Source organism: Vreelandella indica, assembly GCF_037070225.1.
Taxonomy (GTDB): domain Bacteria; phylum Pseudomonadota; class Gammaproteobacteria; order Pseudomonadales; family Halomonadaceae; genus Vreelandella; species Vreelandella arctica.
Window position 1 is genome coordinate 18,445 of sequence record NZ_JBANSO010000028.1, and the last position, 20,430, is coordinate 38,874.

Here is a 20,430-nt window from a genome sequence, read left to right on the forward strand (position 1 = left end):
GGGCGCTAAAAGCGAAGAAAGGCGGCCAATTGCTTAATTGGCCGCCGCATTATAAAGAATCGAAAGAGTGAATAGATAGTGTGCTTAAGTAGGAAGGCTGCACTTATTAGTTGAATTCAGGTCATTATCTAAGGCGTGGAGCGGACTCTCGACACCGCATCCAACCAACCCTGGTAAAGCTGCTCACGTGTAGCTTCTTCCATGGTGGGCATAAAGCTCTTCTCGCAGCGCCACAGTTGTTCGATCTCTTCCAGGGTTTGATACCAGCCCAGACGCAGACCCGCTAAATAAGCAGCCCCCAGCGCAGTGGTTTCCAATATGGTGGGGCGATCCACCTGCACGCCCAGCATATCGGCAAGAAACTGCATCACCCAGCTGTTTTTCACCATACCACCGTCAACCCGTAAATTGCCCGGCGGCGCCTCCATATCGTCATTCATGCAGTGCTGCAGGTCACGGGTTTGGTAGCACACCGCCTGGAGCCCCGCGGCGACTATTTCAGCAATACCGGTATCGCGGGTTAAACCAAAAATCGCGCCACGTGCTTTTGGGTCCCAGTGCGGCGCCCCTAAACCGGTAAAAGCGGGCACCAGATAAACGCTATGCCCGCTACGGGTCTTCTGAGCCAGCGCTTCGGTTTCCGAGGCATCGGCAAACAGATTCAGACCATCGCGCAACCACTGCACCGTCGCCCCGGCCACGAAAATACTGCCTTCCATCGCATAGGTCGGCTTACCGTTAAGCCGGTAGCCAATCGTGGTCAACAAACGATTACGCGAAAGCGAGGGCGTCTCACCGGTGTTCACAATCATAAAGCAGCCGGTACCGTAGGTACTCTTGCCCATCCCCGGCTGAAAGCACGCCTGCCCGACCAACGCAGCCTGCTGGTCGCCTGCTACCCCTGCGATGGGAAGCGGTGCGCCTAGCCAGTGCGCCTCGGTAGTACCGAAATCATCGCTGGAATCTTTCACTTCGGGCAGTAAATTGGCGGGTATATCGAATAGTGCCAGTAGCTCGTCATCCCACTCTTGGGTATGGATATTGAACAGCGCGGTTCGAGACGCGTTGGTAGCATCGGTGACGTGCTGCTGGCCGCCGGTCAACCGCCAGATTAGAAAGCTGTCGACGGTGCCGAAGGCCAGTTCCCCCCGTTCGGCGCGCTCACGTGCGCTCTCGACATTCTCCAGCAGCCAGGCAAGCTTGGTCGCCGAGAAATAAGGATCAATCAGCAGGCCGGTCTTGGCTTGAACGATCTCGGTATGCCCTTTATCCCGCAGCGACTGGCACAAATCCGACGTGCGGCGATCCTGCCAGACAATGGCGTTATACAGCGGCTTGCCGGTTTTTCGATCCCACAGGATGGTGGTTTCACGCTGGTTGGTAATGCCTATACCGGCAATCTGGTCTGGCGTAATCTCGGCACTGGCCATCACTTCTCGGCAGGTGGCCACTACCGTTTCCCAGATATCTTCGGGGTTGTGCTCAATCCAGCCGTCATGAGGGAAGTGCTGGGTGAATTCCTGCTGAGCGACGGCCGCCACCTGACCTTCGCGGTCAAAGAGAATAGCGCGCGAGCTGGTGGTACCCTGATCAATGGCGAGTATATAAGAGGACATGTCGAGTTCGCTTTGTTGTATTGTCTTTCGATTTTGTTGACTTGCTTTCGCTTTATTATGTTTTAAGGCTACTCCAGCCGCTCTAAATGCTCAAGGATGAAACTGCGACAAAGACGGCTAGGCTAGGCTAGGCTAGGCGATATGCAGCGCTACATCGTGCTGGGTCAGCAAGCGCTGGATCGCTTCCGGCGGTTTGCGATCGGTGAAGAGCGCATCCAACTGGTCCAGATTGCCCTGCCGCACCACCGGGTTACGGTGAAATTTGGAGTAGTCTGCCGCTAGGTAGATGCGCCGCGAATTGGCAATAATCGCTTGGGCGACACGTACTTCCTGGTAGTCAAATTCCAGCAGTGAGCCATCCTCGTCAATGCCACTGATGCCGATGATGCCGTAATCCACCTTGAACTGATTGATAAAGTCGATGGTGGCTTCGCCGATAATCCCGCCATCGCGAGAGCGCACCTGCCCCCCGGCGATGATTACGGTAAAATCCTCTTTATGCTGAAGAATGGCCGCCACATTCAGGTTGTTAGTAATGATCTCGAGACCCTGATGCTCCAGCAACGCGTGGGCAATCACTTCATTGCTGGTACCGATGTTGATGAACAGCGATGAGTGGTTGGGTATGTGTTGCGCCAAGCAGCGGGCAATGCGCTCCTTCTCTTCCAGGTGAAGCGTCTTGCGCGTGCTGTAGGCGGTATTCACCGTGCTGGATTCGATGCCTACACCGCCATGCACACGGCGCACACGGCCTTCATCAGCCAGGGTATTCAAATCCCGCCGAATGGTCTGCGGTGTCACCGCAAAGTGGTCGGTGAGCTGTTCGATACTCATGTAGCCGTGCTGACGAACTAGCTCGACAATGGCATCCTGACGAAATTGTTGGTTCATAAGCCCGGCCTGTTCGATTTTCTTGGTTTCTGAACGTAATAGGTTAGCAAAATTTTCGAAACCTAATAGCCTTCATCCCCTCTTCGCTACCATCACACCGACAGGCCGGACCGTTAGACGTTTTTTAAAGCGGCCATACCAGCAGAATAAGCGGGATAGCGGCAGCCAATACTACCAGTGAAAGCGGTAGCCCCAGTTTCCAGTAATCGCCGAACCGATAGCCGCCAGGGCCCAGCACCAGTGTATTCGACTGATGGCCGATGGGAGTTAAAAACGCACAGGAAGCACTTACGGCCACCACCATCAAGAACGGATCGAGCGAGACATCGAACCCATTGGCCAGGCTGACTGCAATCGGCGCCATCAGCAGCGCAGCCGCCGCGTTGTTGACCACATTCGAGAGCAGCATAGAGAGCAGGAACAGCCCCACCATGGTGACCACCACCGGCCAGTCGCTGCCAAAGCGCAGCAGTGCATCGGCAATCAGGTCGGCGCCGCCACTGGTTTCAAGCGCCTCCCCCACGGGTATCATTGCGGCCAACAGCACGATCACAGGGCCGTCGATGGCTTGATACCCTTCGCGCAACGGCAATACGCCAATCAGTAGCGAAATCAAAGCAGCGGTACTCATGGCGACTGCCGCAGGCAGCAGATCGAACAGCATGGCAATAATTGCTAAGGCAAAAATGGCGATCGACATTGCCAGCTTGCGCGGCTGCCCCAGATGCAATTCCCGGCTCGCTAACGGCAGGCAACCGAGGGAGGCCAGACTGTCGGACATTTCATTCTCACTGCCCTGCAGCAGCAACACATCGCCGTTCTTAAAGCGGATATCACGCAGACGCTGCTTCAAGCGCCCACCGTCACGGGCCACGGCCACCAAGTGCAGGCCAAACTGGTGATTCAGGCGTAACTGGCGCACGCTGCGGTTAATCATCATGGAATCATTGCGTACCACGGCTTCAATTAGCTGCAAGCCTTCGGTATCCACCGGCTGCCGGTCCTGTGCCGCATCTTTCGCTTCACCCATGCCAGCTTTCTCGCCCTCTTCGCCGCTTGCGGTGTGCTCAGGGCCGTCCGCCTCCTCTTCCAGTTCGGCTATCGCACTAAGCCCTACCTTATCTTCCAGCATCTGGAGTTCATCGGGTCCTGCTTCCAACAGCAGGATATCGCCCTCTTCCAAGGCGCCGTGGAAGTTATAGCCAGCACGACGGTTATCATCGCGAACGACCGCTAACACGGGGATGGTTTCGTCCAGCTCATCGCGCAATTGCTGTAACGTTAAGCCTTTGGCTTTCGACTCTTCACCTACTTTCAATTCCACCAAATAGTTGGCGGTATCGAACATTTCATCGGTAGAGGCTTGGCCGCTGCGCTTCGGCGTCAAGCGCCAGCCCACCAACACAATAAACACAAGCCCCACCAGCGCCACCGCAATCCCGACAGGCGAAAAGCTAAACATGCTAAACGCTTCACCCGTCACATCGCGCCGGTAACTAGAGATAATGATATTGGGTGGCGTGCCAATTAAGGTTGTCAGGCCGCCCAGCAGAGACCCGAACGCCAGCGGCATCAGCAGTAAAGAGGGCGAGGTATTATGTTCACGAGCCAACCGCATCGCCACCGGTAACAGCAGTGCGAGAGCGCCCACATTGTTCATAATGCCCGATAACAACACGACGGTACCCACCAGCACTAATAGCTGAAGCAGCAGGTTTTCACCCACTTTTACCACTTGATTGGAAATAATATCGACCACACCGGAGCGTTCAAAGCCCCGGCTAAGTACTAGCACGGCGGCCACTGTAATAACCGCCGGATGGCCGAAACCCATAAAGGCATTCTCGGCAGGCACTAGCCCGAGCATGACCGATCCCAGCAACGCCGCCAACGCGACTAGATCGTAGCGAAAGCGCCCCCATATGAACGCAACCAGCGTCAGGCCAAGCACGATAAAGACCAACGTACTTGGCGAAAGCGCCAACCACTCAAGCCCTAGCGCTTCAAGATTAAGACTCTCAACTCCTGAGCCCTCAGCACCTGAGCTCTCAACACTCATGTCCTCAGCCGACATCCTTTTCCTACTCCCTTGCCACCGTTTGATAGCGGCAGCATACGATTGATGCACTCCACGCCACAGGCATGGCTATTCCCCACGCACATTAGACGTTTACTATACACAGATATAGTCCCTGCATACGCACCGCCCGTTGAATAGCCGACCGTGGCATTCGGCCCTGAGCAGCTTGCCAATAACGTGGCAAGCGATGAGAGCCGAATGCGTCAGCTGAGTGTGTATGTAGGTGCGTATGTAGGGTATTTATGTAGGTAGGAATTAGGGCAAGAGAATAGTCGAGCCGGTAGTTTTACGGCTCTGTAGGGCGTCCTGGGCCTTACCCGCTTCTGCCAGCGGATAGCGGTTGGCGATGTCAATCTTGACCTTTCCGCTCTCGAGCATGGCGAAGAACTCCTGGCACATCATCTCCAGACGCTCGCGCGTGTCGGCGTAACCGTTAAGGCTGGGGCGGGTCACGTAAAGCGCGCCCTTCTGGTTGAGGATGCCGATATTAACACCATCCACCGGGCCAGAAGCGTTGCCGAAGCTCACCATCAAGCCGCGCGTCTTCAGGCAATCCAGCGACATCTCCCAGGTATCCTTGCCTACCGAGTCATACACCACATCGCACATCTCGCCGTTAGTCAGCTCGCGCACCCGCTCGACCACGTTCTCTTCGCTGTAATTGATCGTCGCCCAGGCACCATTGGCCATAGCCAGATCCGCTTTTTCCTGGGAACTGACAGTACCAATTAGCTTGACGCCTAATGACTTCGCCCACTGGCAGGCAATCGACCCTACCCCACCGGCAGCCGCATGGAACAGAATGGTTTCGCCGCCTTTCAGCTCATAGGTCTGGCGCAGCAGGTATTGCACGGTCAGGCCCTTGAGCATACTGGCCGCTGCCGTCTCGAAATCGACAAAATCGGGGAGCTTAACCACTTTCGCCGCAGGCAACGTATGCAGTTCTGCATAAGCGCCCAAAGGCCCTTGGGCATAAGCGACGCGATCACCGACGCTTAAGTGCGTCACGCCAGCGCCGACAGCATCGACTACACCGGCGCCTTCGGTGCCAAGGCCAGAAGGCATCGCGGGGGCAGGATAAAGCCCGGTACGAAAATAGATATCAATAAAATTGAGGCCAACGGCTTTATTGGCGATACGCACTTCGCCCTGGCCGGGTTCAGCGGGGGTCACGTCGACCAGTTCAAGCACTTCGGAACCGCCGGTCTGGGCAAATTGGATACGCTTAGACATTAGGGTGTCCTTTCATTGTTGGGTTTGTACAAGATAGTCAAGACAACAGGTGCCGCTATACAAGCGCGTCGCGTGCTATAAATCAAGCTAGTACGCTATCACCGGTTGCGGCTGAACACTGGCGCGATGAAATCCTGTTGTCATGCACTCATGTTAGAATCAATACTCCTTTATCGTCCAAGACTTAGAGCGCTGTCATGACGCATCCCGCTATTCAAGTTCCCTCGCTGATTGCCCACCGCGGCTACTCTGCCGCTGCTCCCGAAAACACCTTGACCGCAGTGCGCGCCGCCCATCAGGCGGGCGCCACCTGGGTAGAGCTGGATCTGCAATTGCTCGGTGATGGCACCCCGGTCATCTGGCACGACGCCGACGTGTCACGCTGCTCAAATGGCCGCGGTAGCCTGGCCTCAATGAGCTGGGCAACAGCGCAAACGCTGGATGCGGGCAGCTGGTTTGGTGATCGCTTTGCAGGTGAAAAAATGCCCAGCTTGGGAGAGATGCTGGCGCTGCTTAACGAGCTGGAGATGGGCGTCAACATGGAGATCAAGGTTAACAAAGGGCGCGATCCCATCGCGCTGGTTGAGCGCGCCCTACCTGAGATGCTGGATACCCTGCCTTCCGAACGGCTGATCATCTCCTCCTTCAATACCGAGGCCCTGACCCACTGCCGCCAGTTAGCGGGCAAGGAGCGTCTGGCGCTGGGCGTGCTGTACAATGGCGTACCCAAAACTTGGCGAGCACAGTGCGAAGCCATTGAAGCCTTTAGCGTGCATCCCTCCTGGTCACGCCTGAAGCGCGCCCAAGTCGACGCCATGCAACGGGACGGCTATCAGGTTCTGTGCTATACCGCCAATGACCCCAGTGCCTTCCATAGCCGCTGGGCGTGGGGTGTCGCCGGTGTGATTACCGACGAACCCGCCGTGTTCAAGCGCTTTCTAGATAGCCATTGATCCATTCAGATACTTGAATACGTTCAAACAATGACAAGGAGTCCGTTGTGAAATACCTGGGAGCCCACGTGAGCGCAGCTGGCGGCGCAGACCAAGCCGTTCACCGGGCGGTAGAGATCGGTGCCGATGCCTTTGCGCTGTTCACCAAAAACCAGCGCCAATGGAAAGGCAAGCCGCTCACCGATGACGCGATTCAAGCCTTTCGTGACGCCTGTGCTAAACACGATTTTTCACCTGGGCAAATTTTACCCCACGACAGCTACCTGATTAATCTGGGTCACCCGGAGCAGGAAGGCTTAGCCAAATCACGGGAGGCCTTTTTAGATGAAATGCAGCGCTGCGAGCAGCTCGGCCTCACGCTGCTCAACTTCCACCCAGGCAGCCATCTAAACAAGATCAGCGAAAGCGACTGTTTAAAGCGTATTGCCGAGTCCGTTAATGAGGCGCTTACACATACCCAAGGTGTCACGGCAGTGATTGAAAACACCGCTGGGCAAGGCACCAACCTGGGCTGGCGCTTCGAGCATCTGACCGAGATCATTGACCATGTAGACGATAAAACCCGGGTAGGCGTATGTATTGATACCTGCCATGCATTTGCCGCTGGCTATGACCTGCGCAGTGCAGAAGCCACACAGGCAACGCTCGATGAGCTGGGTAAAGTGGTGGGGTTCAACTACCTGCGAGGCATGCATTTGAACGATGCCAAAAGCGGATTCGCCAGCCGTGTGGACCGCCATCATAGCCTGGGCAAAGGCAATATCGGGCTACCCGCCTTTACCACCATCATGCAGGATGCCCGGATTGACGGTATCCCCTTGATACTGGAAACCATCGAGCCAGCTATATGGGCCGAGGAGATCAGTTGGCTGCGCGCCCAGGCGCCCGAAGAAGCCACGCCGAGCCATTAAACTCTGCACGGCTGCGGCTTCTGCATGGCGCGGCTTTTGCACCCCAGGCAATGCTTGCCTACCCTTAGATTCCTTTCCCAAGCCCAGCCGACGTAAGGAGTATGCAATGAGCGGTACCGATCTTGGCAGCCTGGATGCCCAAACCTTAGCTCACTTGTTCGAAAGCCGTGAGGCTTCACCCCTCGAGGCGACCCGAGCCGCCCTTGAGCGGATTGAGCGCTTCAATCCGGACGTGAACGCTTATGTTCACGTGGATACCGAAGGCGCCGAATCAGCGGCAAAAGCCTCGGCAAGGCGCTGGGGGCAAGGTAAACCGCTCAGCCCCATCGATGGGGTGCCGGTATCGCTGAAAGACCTGACTCAAGTGGCAGGCATGCCATGTCGGGAAGGGTCACTGACCTCCTCCGACGCGCCATGCGATACAGATGCGCCTCCGGCCCGCATGTTGCGCGAAGCAGGGGCGGTGATACTGGGCAAAACCAATACGCCCGAATTCGGCTGGAAAGCAGTCACCGACAACCGCGTCTTTGGCGCCACGACCAACCCCTGGAATACCCGTTTGACCCCTGGCGGCTCCTCCGGCGGAGCCGCTGCAGCCGCAGCTCTCAATATGGGCGTGCTTCACCAGGGCGGCGATTCAGGTGGCTCGATCCGTATTCCTGCGGCGTTTACGGGGGTATTTGGCTTCAAGCCCACCTACGGCTGGACACCTCAATGGCCGCCCGCAAAAGAGCCCAGCCTTTCACACCTGGGACCACTGACGCGCACCGTGCGCGACGCGGTCAGCATGCTAAATGTAATAGGCCGCTACGATTATCGAGACCCCTACGCCACTCGCGGCCAGCCGGAGTGCTGGGGGGTCGACCTGGACAAGGGATTAACCGGGCTACGGATTGGCTACTCCGCGGATCTTGGTTACGCCAAGGTAGATCCGCAAATTGCCGAGCGTGTGTATGAAGCAGCCATGAGACTGGAGGAGTTAGGCGCTGAAATCGTCGAGATAAACCCAGGCTTTTCGTCGCCACTGGAAACTTTTCGCAAGCTATGGTTTACCGCCTCATTAGAGCAGTGGTCGCAAACGAGCCAACATCAGCGCACGCTTTTAGATCCCGGCATGGTAGCCAATGCCCGCGAGGCGGAGCCCTGGAAAGCCGTTGAGCTGTTTCGTGCCCTGGCCGACCGCGCGGCATTAACGCAACGCCTGGAACACTTCAATCAAGGATATCATTTACTGATGACGCCCTCAGTGGCAGTCAGTCCGTTTGAAATTAATCAGGAAGTGCCCCCAGGTAGCGGTATGCAGGACTGGGAAGAGTGGGCGCCGTTCAGCTACCCCTTCAACCTCAGCCAGCAACCCGCCGCATCGGTACCCTGCGGGTTTACTAATGAAGGCTTGCCGGTTGGCTTCCAGCTCGCCGGCGGCAAGTTTGATGACATCCGTGTTTTACGCGCTTGCCACGCTTACATGGAAGCATACCCGCCGCGTTTTCCCAGCGTTCCCAATCCTGCCCAGTATGCGTAACATATATACTCAGCATAAAAAAACCCAGCCCGGCAGAAAGCCGGACTGGGTTTTAGCGAGCAGCGTTAAACGTTACATCGCGGAAAGCTTTTCCTCGTCCAGCACGCCTGACATACGCACCATGGCCAGCGCTTCATCGAGGCTACCCATTTCTTCAATCATGACTAACTCGCTCTCTAAGCTCACCGGCTGACCAGCCTTCTCAGAGAGTATTTTTTCCAGGGAAGCCACATCCATAGCGTCGTCTAAGTGGTGAACATCTACTGAGGCGCTGTTGCGGCCGGGCAGATAGATGGTGCCATTAGAGAAATCCACGGCGTAGGCAATCACCCCAGGTACGATAAAGAACAATAACCCTACCCCATTGGCAATAGCGACAACCGGATCAATATCGCCACTCATCTGGCCTTTTCGCTCAGGATGAAACAATGTACCACAACCACTTAATGACACGATGGAAACGCCAATCACGGCGCCTGTCAACCAGCGACGAACTACTTGATGCATGAAGATTCCCTCAATCAAAAAAATAACCATAGTCGGCGTAACATGCTGTCGTGCAGCATTTTTTTATGGCTATTCATTGCCGACTATCGCGCTCTAAACCAGCGTAGTCTAGCACAGCCTGCCAAAAGCATAGATGATTTGGCGATAAGCACTATTTTGCCGCTTTAACCGCTAGGCCGTACAATGGTCCTATTCAACGCTAATGGGGCTAAGCCCCGATGGTGAGTAAGGCTTCTTCCAAGCACATTTTCTTCTAAACGCTATTTTCTAAGCTCTAAGGAATGCTCTAACCCATGCGCGCCAGCCAATTATTGATTGCCACTCTGAAAGAAACCCCGGCCGACGCCGAAGTCATTAGCCACCAGCTAATGCTACGTGCTGGGATGATTCGCCGTTTAACCTCAGGGCTTTATACATGGCTGCCGCTTGGCCTGCGCACACTGCGTAAAGTAGAAGCCATTGTGCGCGAAGAGATGAACCGCGCCGGTGCACAAGAAGTATTGATGCCGGCCGTTCAGCCGGCAGAGCTTTGGCAGGAGTCTGGCCGTTGGGAGCAGTACGGCCCTGAGCTGTTACGTTTAAAAGACCGTCACGATCGTGACTACTGCGTTGGCCCGACCCACGAAGAAGTCATTACCGATTTGGTGCGTAAAGAGATCGCCAGCTACAAACAGTTGCCGGTCAACTTCTACCAGATTCAAACCAAATTCCGCGATGAAATTCGTCCGCGCTTTGGCGTAATGCGCTCACGTGAGTTCATCATGAAGGATGCCTACTCCTTCCATCTTGATGAAGCCTCGCTGAAACAGACCTATCAAGATATGTATGATGCCTATACGCGCATTTTCACGCGTTTAGGGCTGAACTTTCGCCCTGTGATTGCCGACAACGGCTCTATCGGCGGCACCGGTTCTCACGAATTTCACGTGCTGGCGGATTCCGGCGAAGACGATATCGTCTTCTCCAACTCCTCTGACTACGCGGCCAATATGGAAAAGGCCGAGGCGCTACCTGCCCCGCTTGGCAGTCAGGTCGCCCGTGCCGAGCCCAGCGAAGAATTGCGCTTGGTCGATACCCCCAACACTAAAACGATCGCCGCCCTGGTGAAGCAGTTCGAACTGCCGATTGAAAAAACGATCAAAACGTTGATGGTTCACGCTGCTGAAGGCGGCTTGATCGCGCTGCTGATTCGTGGCGATCATGAGCTGAACGAAGTTAAGGCAGAAAACCTGCCCCAAGTTGCCACACCGCTGACCATGGCCAGCGAAGAAGAGATTCGTGCGGCGGTGGGTGCCGGTCCCGGCTCACTGGGCCCGGTCGGTCTGAACATGCCGGTCATTATCGACCGAAGCGTGGCATTGATGAGCGACTTTGGCGCCGGTGCCAATGTGGATGACAAGCACTACTTCGGTATTAACTGGGAGCGCGACGTGGCCCTGCCGGAAGTGGCTGATCTACGCAACGTCGTAGAAGGCGACCCGTCACCTGATGGCCAAGGCACGCTGTCTATCAAACGCGGTATCGAAGTGGGCCACGTTTTCCAGCTCGGCCAGAAATACTCCCAGGCCATGAATGCCAACGTGCTGGGTGACAATGGCAAAACCAGCCATCCGTGGATGGGTTGCTACGGCATCGGCGTGACTCGCGTGGTCGCCGCCGCCATTGAGCAGAACCACGACGAATCCGGGATTATCTGGCCCAATGCGATTGCGCCCTTTCAAGTGGCGCTGGTGCCAATGAATGCGCACAAATCTCAACGTGTTCGCGAAGAGTCGGAACGTCTTTACCAAGCGCTAACCGCAGCCGGGTTAGACGTACTGCTAGACGACCGTGATACCCGCCCTGGGGTTAAGTTTGCCGATCTGGAATTAATGGGCGTACCCCATCGTCTGGTGATTGGTGACCGTGGCTTAGACAACGGCGAACTGGAATACAAAGGCCGCCGTGATAGCGAAGCCACAATGGTGCCCGCCGATCAAATTATCGACTTTTTGTGTGAGAAGTCCCGCTAACCCCACCAAAGCAGCCACCGCAACTAGTGTTTGGTTTAGCGCCACGCGGTGGCTAACCGTTAGGCTGGCACTGGGCGTACTGCTGCTCAGCACTGCAGGGCCATTAGCAGCACAGCCGCTGCCACCGGCCCTGCGGCCGACTCTAGAAGCGGCCAACCAACAGCATCAAACGGCTCAACAACAGTGGGCAGCCCGCCAGTGGCGCATGCAAATGGATGCGCCACTGGCGCGCTTCATTGATGATGCGGCCCAACGTCAAACGCTGCTCACGCGTATCTACCAAGAAGCCAGACTCGCAGGTTTGCCGCCGGATTTGGTCTTAGCCTTAATCCAAGTGGAAAGCGCATTCAAAGCCGATGCCATTTCATCAGCAGGTGCTGTCGGCTTGATGCAAATCATGCCCTTTTGGGTTAACGAGCTAGGATTACCTATCGACGACTTAACCCACCCGCCGCGTAATTTGCGCTATGGCTGTACGATTTTGGCGCACTATTTAGCTATCGAAAATGGCGACTTTACCCGTGCACTAGCGCGCTATAATGGCAGCTTGGGGAAAACCTGGTACCCAGAGCGAGTCATGCATGCCTGGCGCGATACGTGGCGCTAGCCTCTAAAGAGTTAAGTATCCTGCTCAGCAGCTTCAATCAGGCCGACCGCTAAGAATTGGCCCAACAGTTCGGCCATGTCCTTACGCACTTGTTCTAGTGAAACAGGCATAAAAAAAGCCACCAAGGTTTGGCTTAACGCCTCAATCGTCAGTGCCTCATGCTGTAACAGCGCCCACGCCGCTCGGCTAGTAACGTTCATACGATGAATCGCACCGCCCTCTTCGACAATCACAAACAGCTCATCGCCTAAGGGGTATTCGTGGGCGGTTTGGCGCGCACGCCAATAGCGCTGATCGCCTCTTTCGAGAGCTACCAATTCAGGCATAGCCGCCGCCTGGGAAGGAGCAGTGTAAGTCGACGGCTGGACATGTAGCGCGGCTTTTAACTCACGCCCGACAAAGGCTGCTGCTTCGTAGGCATCTGAATAGCGCAGCAGGAAACAGGGCATCCGTTGCACCATCGGCCAGAATTTATCAATGAGCTGTTGGTCAGAAAGCGTATCAGCGAAGTTCTGCTTTAACAGCTGCCATAACCCCTCCCCATGCTGTAGCGAGGTAAGCTCAGGACTCGTCACACCGTCATCACGATCAATCAATACAATGGCGCTTATCGGACACTGCTCGCCGTGACTAGCCAACAGCGTTTCATCCAACGCTACATAGCCATACCGTTCATCACTTGGCCCTTTATGCTGGCCAATAAAGTCAAGGAGCTCAGGGGCAAGCGACTTAGGAAGGGGTAAACGTAAACGCGGAGCAATCCCCAGCGAAACACCTTTTCCTTGTGAGGTCAGCGCCACGACATCGTCGCCAAATATACGATAACCGGCTGCCGCAAAGGCACAGGTGAGCATACTTTTACCGGCTCGATGCGACTCGGGAAAAATTATTAATTGGCCATCTATCTCCGCCGCGCCACAGTGTAAGCCAATAACGTCTGGGTTCTTGCGTAAAAAGGCGCCTGACATATCTGCAATAACACTGCACGCCGTGCTGACCGGGGTTTCAAGCCACATACCATCTTTCGGCAATGCAGGTGCTCGTTGCCAGAAGCCCTTTTCCTGCTGCCAAACACAAATATCTGGCTTGTTTGGCTGTAGCGGACATGGGGTAAGCGGCCAGCCTGGCATGGCAGCTTGAAGGACCGGCAGCAGTGGTTGCGCATTCACCAGGCGAAGGCACGGTCCCAGACCGGTGAGCGCATAATCAACGGCCTCGGCGTCAAACGTCATCATCGATTTCACCAGCCACGTGGGAGTAAGCGGCTGATACGCAGCTCAATCACACCATCACGCTCCCAACGAGGACGTTCGTCATGTCGGTGAGGGCGCGAATAGCCATTGCGCGAATATTCAGGCTGGGAATAATCTGGTCGGGAGTAGCTGGGCCTGGAATAGTTAGGTCTGGAATAGTTAGGCCTAGAATAGCTAGGTCTGGAATAGTCGGATCTGGAATGGCGAGGTCTTGAATGGTCAGGCCGTGAAAAACTCGGCTTTGAGTGGCGACGCCCCGAATGATGTTGGTGCTGATGCTGGTGGCGTCCCCTGGGGCGAGAGCGCCCGCGTTCATGGGCTTCGGCCTGCCCCGTTGAAAGGAGTGTGGGAGCCACATAAAGTGCCGCTGCGCCAAGCCCTAGACTAGCCAAGACCTGTCGGCGTGAACGCCGCTGTTGTAGCATTGTGGTGCCTTCATCCTGAGTTCTCATATCACTTCTCCGCAGTTATCGAACACCGTTTTCTTAGTATTCACTTTAACCACTGCTTTAGTAGAGCGCCACTAATTGGGGCTGCTTTCCCCATTGTTTACTCTTTTTTGCAAGAGTTGGCTTACCGTTAAGCTAAAAGCATGACTTTCTTGCATAATCCTTTCACTATTAAGTCCTACGCTTTATCAGCCAATGTGGAACACCCCTTCAATGCCAACAACAATGATGCAACGCCGCCCTTTTTATGGGCTTACCAGCACCTATATTGTCCTGCTGTTTTTGCTGGTGAGCAGCCTGTTTAACGCTGCCGCTTTCGCCGCGCAAATCACCATACACAATGCTGAAGGGTTACCGCTTGAAAACGCCGTTGTTGAGGTTTACTACGACACTGAGGCAAATCAGCCTCAAGAACAAAACATTTATCAGCGCGATGCGGCTTTTCATCCCAAGGTGCTAACGGTGCCTACCGGAAGCTATGTGGCCTTTCCCAATAAAGACACCACACGCCATCACGTCTACTCCTTTTCACCGGCCAAAACCTTTGATTTAAATCTTTATCTTCAGGAAACACCGCCTCCCGTCCGCTTTGAACAGGCAGGCATTGTCGTGTTGGGGTGCAATATCCATGACCACATGCAGGCCTTTATAGTGGTCAGCGATGCGCCCTATGCGGCAATAACGAATGCTGACGGTACGCTGACCCTACCCGCTTTATCGTCAGGCCAGCACCGTGTGCGTGTTTGGCATCCTCGCCTTGATGACAGTCAACAACGCTGGTGGGAAGGCACGATTACCGACACAGATCAGTTGGACGTCCGTTTAGAGCTCAATGCGTTGCCACCGCCCGAGCCAACGCTGTCTCCTCTTCAGCAGCGGTTTAAAGATGCCAGTTAGGCACTTTCCACTACTTAAAAATACGTTGATCCGCCATTTATCGAGGTTGCTATGCGCTTTCGAACACGCCTGATGCTAGTACTGCTAACGGTGGTGATTGTTTCGCAACTTGCCACCGGCGTGGCGTTTCTGCGCGCTACGCAAAATGACATCCTCGCCAAAGGGTCCCAGCGTTTAGAGGTTGGCGCCAACGTATTGCAGCAATTGCTGGGCTCACGCGGCGAACAGTTAAGAGATAACGTCGCTATCCTGGCCGATGATTTCGGTTTTAAAAGCGCCGTTTCCACCCAGGATACCGAGACACTCTACTCCGTGCTGGCCAATCACGGTGATCGCGCCAAGGCCGACATGGTGCTTTTAAGTAGCCTTGATGGCCATATTTTGGCAAGCAGCCATCATGCACAAAATAGCCCGATGCCTTTCCCGCAGCTCTTGGCGCGCGCTCGCCAAGAGGGCACCGCGGTTAGCGTCGTGATTGCCGAGGGGCAGCCGTATGAGTTCGCGCTGCTGCCAGTGCGTGCGCCTAATCTGATTGGTTGGGTGGGGATGGGCTTTTTAATCAATGAAACAGTGACTGAGGAGATTAATGCGCTAACCGGGCTAGAAATAAGCGTGGTTAACTACCGTGATAACGGCGAGATAAGCTACCTCTCAAGCTCCCACCATGAGCAATTAGCACGGCAGTTAATGAGCGGCAGTGGTGAAGAACTCATGAAAGGGGAATATTCGTCCACTAGCCAAATGACGCCCGATGCTGAGTATTTTTCCTATGCCAGCCCGTTATATGCCGATGACACCAATCAAACCTATGCATTACTGCAACTTTCGCGCAACGAGCTGCTGGGGGCTTACCGCTCACTGCAGTGGCAGCTACTCGGCATTGTCGCGTTAATCCTACTGTTTACCCTATTAGTGGCCATGTGGAGCGCGCGAAGCATGAGCAAACCGCTAATAGAGCTGGCCAATGCGGCGCGGCGTATCGGCCAGGGTGAGCGTATTACCCGCTTATCCATTGGCCAAGAGCGCAGTGAAACGGGTCTTTTAGCCTCAACGCTGCTCTCTATGCAGGAAGATATTATTCAGCGCGAGGCCATACTTCATCATCAATCCCGCCACGACTTACTTACCGATTTACCCAATCGCATCAGCGCCCAGGAAGACATTAGCCTCTCAATCCAACGGGGCGAACCCTTCACGCTACTGCGCCTGGCGATCAATAATTTTCGCGATATTAATGACACCTTTGGCTACGCACTAGGGGATCATCTATTGGTTACTCTGGCCAATCGCTTGCAACATTTGCCTGCGCCCGAGAACAAAGCGTATCGGCTGGATGGCGATGAGCTGCTACTGCTCGTCAAACAACCCAGTAGCAGTGTTGCTTGGCGGACACAGCTGTTTGGCATCCTAAGCCAACCTATTGACCTGGATAAATCGCCCATCACCCCCTCGCTTTCAGCGGGTGAAACGAACTACCCCGAGCATGGTGATAGCCCTCAGCTATTATTGCGCCGTGCCGATATAGCGTTAGACATGGCACGCCGCCATCGGCATACGCATCAATACTACCTGGAAGGGCAAGATGAACATCATTTGCGCCAGCTCACGCTCATTCGTGACCTGCAGGAGGCCGTCGGTAATGGGGAACTCTGGATGGCGTATCAACCCAAGGTGGATATCCATACGGGATTAGTTCATCAGTGTGAAGCGCTGATGCGCTGGCGTCATCCATCACTGGGCTTTGTGCCGCCCGATGAATTTATTGGACTAGCCGAACGCTCTGGCAATATCCGCATGCTTAGTCAATGGATGCTAACCCACGTTTGTGCGCAGATCCAAGCTTGGCAGCAGCGTGGCTATCACGTGTCGGTAGCCGTTAACCTCTCTGCCAGCGATGTCATGGATCCACAATTAGCAACGCACCTAGCCGATCTCCTCAAGCGTTATCAGCTCACCCCCGACCAGTTGAGTTTAGAAGTGACCGAGAGTGCGGTAATGCAGGATGTGGATGCGGCCATGGCCACCCTGCTAGAACTCACCCAACTAGGGTTGCGTATCGCCATTGATGACTACGGCACCGGCTACTCCTCGCTGGCACAAATTAAACGCCTGCCCGTGGATGAGCTGAAAATCGATAAATCGTTTGTACTGGCACTCGACACCCAGCAGGACGACTTCACCATTGTCCGCTCGACTATCGAGATGGGCCACAGCTTAGGCCTGCGTTTGGTTGCAGAAGGAGTTGAGAATCGCGTCAGTGCTGAACTACTTAGCACGCTCGGCTGTGACTATCTACAAGGCTATTGGATTGCCAAGCCGATGCCCGCTGAAGAGCTCACCGGCTGGTTGGATAATTTCGCCCCGCTGGTGCTTCCCCTCCCTGCTCTATCGCCCATGAGCACCTAACTAGGGATCCCCATGACGTTACGCTACACCGCGCCAATGTATTTAGCTTCGCCCAGAACCTTATCGAAGGCCTTACTTTGTCGTCTCGTTGTTGCCTGCCTCATCTTTAGCCTGGCGATAGCCGTCATGCCTAGCCATGCTGGTAGCCGCATTTTAGGCACCGGCGGGGTGAGTGCCATTGAAGGCGCAGCCGGAGGAGGTTTATCTCCCTGGGCGGTACTTGCCAGCACAGCAAGCGAGCAGGAAGTAGGCGTTACCGCCGCCGCTACCCGCGCCTGGGTAGACGATTACCGGCTGACGGTAACCGGCGCCAGTCTGAATATTTACGATCGAGCTGAAGTCTCTATAGCGCGTCAAACGCTTGATTTAGACACACTCGGCGGCGAACTGGGTCAAGATATTTACGGCGCTAAAGTACGTTTACTGGGCGATGTGCTTTATCACCCCTGGGGTATTTGGAGCGTTGGGTTACAGCACAAACGGCTCGTGGACGGCACCATCCCCACCGCCCTCGGTGCCGATGAAACACACGGTACCGATATTTATTTCAGCGCCAGCAAACTACTGTTTAGTGCGGTTGCGGGACGCAACGTGCTGTTCAACGCAACACTGCGCAATACCGATGCCAACCAAGGAGGCCTACTCGGTTTTGGTGGCAACCAAGATGGCCGCTCGTGGGTAGCCGAGGGTAGCGTGGGGCTGTTTGTTACTCCCCATTGGATTATTGGCGCTGAGTATCGTCAGAAACCCGATAACCTCAGCGCGGCGAGAGAAGATGACTGGCAAAGTCTTTACAGTGCTTACTTCTTCAATAAGCATCTATCGCTCACAGGCGCTTGGCTGGATTTAGGCGACATTGCTGGCCTGCCTTCCCAGCGCGGCGGGTACCTTTCACTCCAGGCCGCTTTTTAAGTTCACTGCTTTAAGTTCACTGCTTTAAGTTCACTGCTTTAAGTTCACTGCGAGAGCTCATCCAAAAGGACATAACAATGCGCCGCTATTTAATGGCTTTGATGTTGACGACCATCGCCCTCTCTCTAGCCAGCTGTGCACACAATCGCAACCAAGCGACGCTCTATGAGCGCCTGGGAGGGCAGCCTACGATCGACGCAGTGGTTGAAAACCTCTTATACCGGATTGCGGATGATGCCGAGGTGGTGGTGTTTTTTGCAAACACGAATATCGACTTATTTGCTGAATCGCTGGCTAGCCAACTATGCGATATCAGCGACGGCCCCTGCCGCTACGAAGGCCCGCCGATGGATCGTGCCCACCAGCACATGGGAGTGACGAACGTACATTTTAATCGTGTGGTGGAACATCTCGACGCAGCGATGGAGGAGGAAGGTATTACGCTTGGCGCACGCAATGAACTACTGGGGAGGCTCGCGCCCCTGTATGCAGAGATTATGCGTCTTCAGTAACCTGCCAGCCATCACGTCCTGCTGCTTTCACACGGTAGAGCGCTTTATCGGCGGCTTCGTAGGCGTAGGCAAAGGTTGCTTCATCGGCCACAAAACGGCTCCCACCGACACTGAAGGTAACGCCTTTTTTATCTGGATGGGCGGGGTGCGCAAAGTCAGATGCGCGAATCCCTTCAATTAATTGATGGCAGTAGCTCTTCAGCGTTTCAGTGTCCGGACAGCGAATTAGTGCCGCAAACTCATCGCCTCCCAAGCGGTAGAGCTGCGCTTCATCATTAAGCGTTTCACCAATCAATGTGGCCAGCTGGCGCAGCAGGGTATCACCTTGCGGGTGCCCGTAGGCATCGTTGTACTGTTTAAAAAAGTCGATATCGACCAGAATCAGTCCCAGCGATTGGTGCTGTTTCGCTAACATATCTTGATGCAAAGCACTGCGATTGCCGATTCCAGTAAGTGGGTCACGCATCGCGCGCTGCATCCACTCGAAAGTCTCTTGCGTTGCATGATCGGTGCGCCGTAACTGGCGCTCATGAAGCCACCAAAACACCAGCCCCATCACGAAGATCAATAGGCTGGAATACGTCAGTACTTGGTTATGTTGGCGAGTGCTTACGGAGAAATCATTGATCGCCGCACCACGCTGGTCTAACTGATCCATCTCAATGTGGGTAAGGCACTGTATTGGCCCAAACAACTCGCCTACCGCGCCGACTCGATCAATTTCGGCCACCTCTAACCGTGCTAATACACGGTTTAAAATTCTCAGGCTTGGCTCCGTGCACTCATACTGATGCCGATAAACATGCATATCGGATAAGCCGTAAGAGAGCTCAATGTCGGTGATAGCCGCAGCGAAAGCTTCCTGCTCAGGCTGGTCGGCTAGCAGCTCGGATTGGGCATTTTGTAAGTAAACCCGCGAACGGGTGGCCAGTTGCTGACCGGTCAAATTGCCCGTCTGGCTAAAATAGGCCTGTATTTCTGGGTAAACCCAGCGCGACTCATAAACAATCAGCACCATCAGCGCCAAAAAGCTCATCACGCTCAGCGACAGCCATGTGACATAGCGAGGCTGGCGAGCTAAAGGGCGTGGTTGAATGGATGGCGCCACCGCAGGCTTGGCTTTGGATATCACCACTTCGCCTCTATGCTACGAATCATCCAGATCCAGTCATTGAAATCCCGCAGGTTCGCGACATCGCGGCCACTATAGTCTCGCTCTACCAGCCGCACGGGACCTCGTGTACGAATGGTTAACGGGGCACCATCTTCTGAGGTAATTAAATACCAGGTGGGGTCGTCCCACCCTTCAAGGGTCACTTCGTAGTCATCCCAGGCGGTGAAGTGCAGCGCTGGCGGTACTTCACCAAACTGATCAATCAAAAAATCTTGAAACGCTACGCCCTGCATTTCTACATCGCGCCCCTGGTAAGGGTCGTAAAGTGTAAAAGTGGTATCAGATATAGCGTGTAAATCACTTAAAGCGATCTTCTGGGTGACATCGCCATTGATAATATCCAATGCTTGTGCAAAGGCAGACGCGGGCAATAAGGTGCTAGTGCTAATTAACACGCACGCTAATAGACCACGTGCACGAACCCATGGGCTGCGTTGTAAGACAACTGCGTTCATGGCAAAGCTTCCTGATGTGTTAATCCTTTCAACGAACTTT

General features: G+C 54.8%; 18 protein-coding genes. 9 read left to right on the forward strand and 9 right to left on the reverse strand.

All coding sequences use genetic code 11. From position 1 onward, the window contains the following. Positions 1–128: 128 nt before the first annotated feature. From glpK to V8L71_RS17005, 4 genes are all read right to left on the reverse strand, one after another. On the reverse strand, positions 129–1,616 hold the full coding sequence (glpK, locus tag V8L71_RS16990; protein WP_008956669.1) for a glycerol kinase GlpK: 1,488 nt from the start codon (positions 1,614–1,616) through the stop codon (positions 129–131). Positions 1,617–1,748: 132 nt separating this feature from the next. Beyond that, positions 1,749–2,507, reverse strand: coding sequence for a DeoR/GlpR family transcriptional regulator (locus tag V8L71_RS16995; RefSeq protein WP_101145348.1), 759 nt, complete (start codon positions 2,505–2,507; stop codon positions 1,749–1,751). Between the two features lie 124 nt (positions 2,508–2,631). After that, on the reverse strand, positions 2,632–4,581 hold the full coding sequence (locus tag V8L71_RS17000) for an SLC13 family permease (protein ID WP_101145349.1): 1,950 nt from the start codon (positions 4,579–4,581) through the stop codon (positions 2,632–2,634). A 261-nt stretch (positions 4,582–4,842) separates the two neighbouring features. After that, the gene (locus V8L71_RS17005) at positions 4,843–5,820 is read right to left on the reverse strand and encodes an NADPH:quinone reductase (RefSeq protein ID WP_176303497.1); all 978 of its coding nucleotides are present in this window, start codon (positions 5,818–5,820) and stop codon (positions 4,843–4,845) included. A 197-nt stretch (positions 5,821–6,017) separates the two neighbouring features. Between V8L71_RS17005 and V8L71_RS17010 the strand changes: the two genes are divergently transcribed. The 3 genes from V8L71_RS17010 to V8L71_RS17020 all read left to right on the forward strand — a co-directional run bounded on the left by V8L71_RS17010 (position 6,018) and on the right by V8L71_RS17020 (position 9,206). Continuing rightward, positions 6,018–6,773: a glycerophosphoryl diester phosphodiesterase gene (locus tag V8L71_RS17010; RefSeq protein ID WP_336274878.1), complete on the forward strand. Its 756-nt coding sequence runs from the start codon at positions 6,018–6,020 to the stop codon at positions 6,771–6,773. A gap of 47 nt (positions 6,774–6,820) precedes the next feature. Then, entirely contained in the window at positions 6,821–7,684 is an 864-nt protein-coding gene (gene nfo / locus V8L71_RS17015) for a deoxyribonuclease IV (protein ID WP_101145352.1), read from the forward strand. A gap of 106 nt (positions 7,685–7,790) precedes the next feature. Beyond that, positions 7,791–9,206 (forward strand): amidase, encoded by a 1,416-nt coding sequence (locus V8L71_RS17020; protein WP_336274879.1) that lies wholly within the window; start codon positions 7,791–7,793, stop codon positions 9,204–9,206. A gap of 72 nt (positions 9,207–9,278) precedes the next feature. Here the strand turns inward: V8L71_RS17020 and V8L71_RS17025 are convergent, their stop codons facing one another. Further along, a complete protein-coding gene (locus tag V8L71_RS17025; RefSeq protein ID WP_336274880.1) occupies positions 9,279–9,713 on the reverse strand; it encodes a hypothetical protein in 435 nt (144 codons plus the stop codon). Between the two features lie 293 nt (positions 9,714–10,006). Between V8L71_RS17025 and V8L71_RS17030 the strand changes: the two genes are divergently transcribed. Beyond that, positions 10,007–11,725 carry a proline--tRNA ligase gene (locus V8L71_RS17030; RefSeq protein ID WP_336274881.1) on the forward strand — a complete coding sequence of 573 codons (1,719 nt, stop codon included), beginning with the start codon at positions 10,007–10,009 and terminating at the stop codon, positions 11,723–11,725. Between the two features lie 70 nt (positions 11,726–11,795). After that, positions 11,796–12,332: a transglycosylase SLT domain-containing protein gene (locus tag V8L71_RS17035; protein WP_431313189.1), complete on the forward strand. Its 537-nt coding sequence runs from the start codon at positions 11,796–11,798 to the stop codon at positions 12,330–12,332. 11 nt (positions 12,333–12,343) lie between these two features. Here the strand turns inward: V8L71_RS17035 and V8L71_RS17040 are convergent, their stop codons facing one another. Beyond that, the gene (locus V8L71_RS17040) at positions 12,344–13,567 is read right to left on the reverse strand and encodes a PqqD family protein (RefSeq protein ID WP_336274882.1); all 1,224 of its coding nucleotides are present in this window, start codon (positions 13,565–13,567) and stop codon (positions 12,344–12,346) included. 46 nt (positions 13,568–13,613) lie between these two features. Beyond that, positions 13,614–13,901: a hypothetical protein gene (locus V8L71_RS17045; protein WP_336274883.1), complete on the reverse strand. Its 288-nt coding sequence runs from the start codon at positions 13,899–13,901 to the stop codon at positions 13,614–13,616. 346 nt (positions 13,902–14,247) lie between these two features. Between V8L71_RS17045 and V8L71_RS17050 the strand changes: the two genes are divergently transcribed. The 4 genes from V8L71_RS17050 to V8L71_RS17065 all read left to right on the forward strand — a co-directional run bounded on the left by V8L71_RS17050 (position 14,248) and on the right by V8L71_RS17065 (position 18,761). Further along, positions 14,248–14,931 carry a cupredoxin domain-containing protein gene (locus tag V8L71_RS17050; RefSeq protein WP_336274884.1) on the forward strand — a complete coding sequence of 228 codons (684 nt, stop codon included), beginning with the start codon at positions 14,248–14,250 and terminating at the stop codon, positions 14,929–14,931. 51 nt (positions 14,932–14,982) lie between these two features. Then, positions 14,983–17,337 (forward strand): bifunctional diguanylate cyclase/phosphodiesterase, encoded by a 2,355-nt coding sequence (locus V8L71_RS17055; protein ID WP_336274885.1) that lies wholly within the window; start codon positions 14,983–14,985, stop codon positions 17,335–17,337. A 126-nt stretch (positions 17,338–17,463) separates the two neighbouring features. Continuing rightward, positions 17,464–18,249 (forward strand): DUF3034 family protein, encoded by a 786-nt coding sequence (locus V8L71_RS17060; protein ID WP_336274886.1) that lies wholly within the window; start codon positions 17,464–17,466, stop codon positions 18,247–18,249. 77 nt (positions 18,250–18,326) lie between these two features. Then, positions 18,327–18,761: a group I truncated hemoglobin gene (locus tag V8L71_RS17065; RefSeq protein WP_336274887.1), complete on the forward strand. Its 435-nt coding sequence runs from the start codon at positions 18,327–18,329 to the stop codon at positions 18,759–18,761. Here the strand turns inward: V8L71_RS17065 and V8L71_RS17070 are convergent. Continuing rightward, positions 18,745–19,893, reverse strand: a complete 1,149-nt coding sequence (locus V8L71_RS17070) for a GGDEF domain-containing protein (RefSeq protein WP_336274901.1) — start codon at positions 19,891–19,893, stop codon at positions 18,745–18,747. The genes V8L71_RS17065 and V8L71_RS17070 overlap by 17 nt on opposite strands. Continuing rightward, positions 19,890–20,390 (reverse strand): hypothetical protein, encoded by a 501-nt coding sequence (locus tag V8L71_RS17075; protein ID WP_101145361.1) that lies wholly within the window; start codon positions 20,388–20,390, stop codon positions 19,890–19,892. The genes V8L71_RS17070 and V8L71_RS17075 overlap by 4 nt, the downstream gene beginning before the upstream one ends. Positions 20,391–20,430 lie beyond the last annotated feature (40 nt).

Excerpts from the sequence above, each read along its gene's own strand:
- glpK (WP_008956669.1), bottom strand. The coding sequence starts at position 1,616 with ATGTCCTCTTATATACTCGCCATTGATCAGGGTACCACCAGCTCGCGC.
- V8L71_RS16995 (WP_101145348.1), bottom strand. The coding sequence starts at position 2,507 with ATGAACCAACAATTTCGTCAGGATGCCATTGTCGAGCTAGTTCGTCAG.
- V8L71_RS17000 (WP_101145349.1), bottom strand. The coding sequence starts at position 4,581 with ATGTCGGCTGAGGACATGAGTGTTGAGAGCTCAGGTGCTGAGGGCTCA.
- V8L71_RS17005 (WP_176303497.1), bottom strand. The coding sequence starts at position 5,820 with ATGTCTAAGCGTATCCAATTTGCCCAGACCGGCGGTTCCGAAGTGCTT.
- V8L71_RS17010 (WP_336274878.1), top strand. The coding sequence starts at position 6,018 with ATGACGCATCCCGCTATTCAAGTTCCCTCGCTGATTGCCCACCGCGGC.
- V8L71_RS17020 (WP_336274879.1), top strand. The coding sequence starts at position 7,791 with ATGAGCGGTACCGATCTTGGCAGCCTGGATGCCCAAACCTTAGCTCAC.
- V8L71_RS17025 (WP_336274880.1), bottom strand. The coding sequence starts at position 9,713 with ATGCATCAAGTAGTTCGTCGCTGGTTGACAGGCGCCGTGATTGGCGTT.
- V8L71_RS17030 (WP_336274881.1), top strand. The coding sequence starts at position 10,007 with ATGCGCGCCAGCCAATTATTGATTGCCACTCTGAAAGAAACCCCGGCC.
- V8L71_RS17040 (WP_336274882.1), bottom strand. The coding sequence starts at position 13,567 with ATGATGACGTTTGACGCCGAGGCCGTTGATTATGCGCTCACCGGTCTG.
- V8L71_RS17045 (WP_336274883.1), bottom strand. The coding sequence starts at position 13,901 with ATGAACGCGGGCGCTCTCGCCCCAGGGGACGCCACCAGCATCAGCACC.
- V8L71_RS17050 (WP_336274884.1), top strand. The coding sequence starts at position 14,248 with ATGCCAACAACAATGATGCAACGCCGCCCTTTTTATGGGCTTACCAGC.
- V8L71_RS17055 (WP_336274885.1), top strand. The coding sequence starts at position 14,983 with ATGCGCTTTCGAACACGCCTGATGCTAGTACTGCTAACGGTGGTGATT.
- V8L71_RS17060 (WP_336274886.1), top strand. The coding sequence starts at position 17,464 with ATGCCTAGCCATGCTGGTAGCCGCATTTTAGGCACCGGCGGGGTGAGT.
- V8L71_RS17065 (WP_336274887.1), top strand. The coding sequence starts at position 18,327 with ATGCGCCGCTATTTAATGGCTTTGATGTTGACGACCATCGCCCTCTCT.
- V8L71_RS17075 (WP_101145361.1), bottom strand. The coding sequence starts at position 20,390 with ATGAACGCAGTTGTCTTACAACGCAGCCCATGGGTTCGTGCACGTGGT.